The organism is Sulfurimonas sp. (assembly GCF_027056685.1).
Taxonomy (GTDB): domain Bacteria; phylum Campylobacterota; class Campylobacteria; order Campylobacterales; family Sulfurimonadaceae; genus Sulfurimonas.
The window spans coordinates 1-1,895 of sequence record NZ_JALUKE010000231.1; the positions used below are offsets into that span (position 1 = coordinate 1).

Below are 1,895 nucleotides of genomic sequence, written 5' to 3' on the forward strand. Positions count from 1 at the left end.
CATTCTTTAGTACATAGAGGTTTTGAGAGTCTGTTTTTGCACTTAAAAAAGGTGCTTTAATGGTACTTTGAATAGAAAAATTATTTTTTATGTGAATATTTGAATTGATATGAACTTCACCATTGTAGGCTGTCTTATCACGGCTAGAGCTAAGATTTACATCTTTTAAAAGCTGTTTGATGGAGGGTATGATTGTGTGAAGATTTAAATTCAATTGCTTTTGTTTGTTAATTGTTCCATTTAATGTGAACATAACTGTGGCAAAGTTTCCATAACCTTCAATCTTATTGTCTCCTTTTTTTGCTATAAATGCCTGAAATTTATTTGCGTTGACCCTAAAATTTGTATGTTTTTTATCCTCTTTGAGATTAAGTGTCATAGGTAGAAGTAATTTTAAATTGTAATTTTTATACAAGCTACTCTCTTTAAAAGGTATAACTTTAGCAGTAATCTGTTTTTTGTTAGAATTGTATGTTAGTGTAGCATTGATTTTGGCATATTTATCAGAAGTATGAATAATACTCTCTAATGAAAATGGAGCTAAACGCAGTGAGGAGTAGGAGTCAAAGTTTAGTTGATGATTTTTTATAATTTCAGGGAGGGCATCAATAAATGAGAGTTTTAATTTATTGTTTTTGAGTCTGATTTTATACTTTTTATAGTCATTAGATTGAATATCTATAAAATAATCAGATGCCTTGCCCTCAAGATGAATATTGTGAATATTTCCACTAAGATGAGCTGTAAAATGATTAACTGGAATGTTTTTAGGCAGATTCTTGGCATGCACAGCAATAGTTGAATTATACTCTCCATGAGTATTAAAAGTTCCTTCTTGCTTAATATATGAGAGGTAATTTTTATATGCAAATGTATAGTGAGTGTTTACTTGAAATAAATTTGTATCTATAAAGTATTGTATATCTAAAGCTTGATCATGAAAAGTAAGATTATTATCGCTAGTGAGCGCATAATGGGATAAAGTCGTTTTTAAATCAACTTTTTTACTATCGACTTTTAACTTTACAGATAAATATTTTGGTACCTTTTTGATAAAGTATAAATATTTTTCTTGGATTTGCTTTGTAATTGCAACATTTTTAGACTCTCCTATAAGTTTGTTGTTTACTATTTTTGCTGTGATGTCTGCGTTTACATAGTAAGATTTAAGATCTATTTTTAGATTATTTGTATTAAATGAATGGTTAAAAAAAAGGTTTTTGATGTTTAAATTAAAAATATAATGCTTTTTATTGATGATCAATGTTGTGTTTTGTAAATTGAGCTTGAGAATTGTAAATGGTATTAGTTTGAGTTGTTGTTTCTTTGATTTTGGAAATGAATCAATGTTGATGTAAAGCTGCTGCGTTTGAAGATTTTTAATTATAGGTTTCAGTTTAATAAAAGAGATGAGTTTATAATTAAGTTGTATCTTTTTTGCACGCATTATATTTTTATATTTGACATCATAAAGTATAACACCGTTAAAAAGAGTTCCCTCGACCTTTGAGTACTCTATTTGGTTCGATTTAAGAAATTCTTGTGCTAAAAAGACAAGAGTAAATTTATGGGTAAATAGAGTGAGTATAATGACAAAAATCAAGATAATAGCAATAGTGGTTTTATGCATAAAATGGTAGGTTGCGTGTATCAAAATAGCTCTCCCACATGAAAATGCAGCGCGTGTTGTTCAAGCGGTCTTTTTGGATCAAAACCTAAGTCAATGGCTAAGGGACCAATGGGTGTTTCATAGCGCAGACCAAACCCTCCATCATAATATCCGACAGTATTGTTTGGAATGTAAGTTTGCCCTATAAAACTATTATCATTAAAAACAACTCCATTGAACTTTTTATAGATGTGGAAACGGTATTCAATAGTGGTCTCAATAATAG

Annotated in this window: 2 protein-coding genes; both read right to left on the bottom strand. The window is 29.3% G+C overall.

Annotation, left to right across the window (positions count from 1 at the left end; all coding sequences use genetic code 11):
• Positions 1-1,654 (bottom strand): hypothetical protein (locus tag MVY38_RS10125; protein ID WP_297485828.1); only part of this gene is annotated, 1,654 nt, incomplete at its 3' end.
• The coding region (locus tag MVY38_RS10130) for a BamA/TamA family outer membrane protein (RefSeq protein ID WP_297485830.1) at positions 1,651-1,895 on the bottom strand (245 nt) is incomplete at its 5' end. The genes MVY38_RS10130 and MVY38_RS10125, both read right to left, overlap by 4 nt.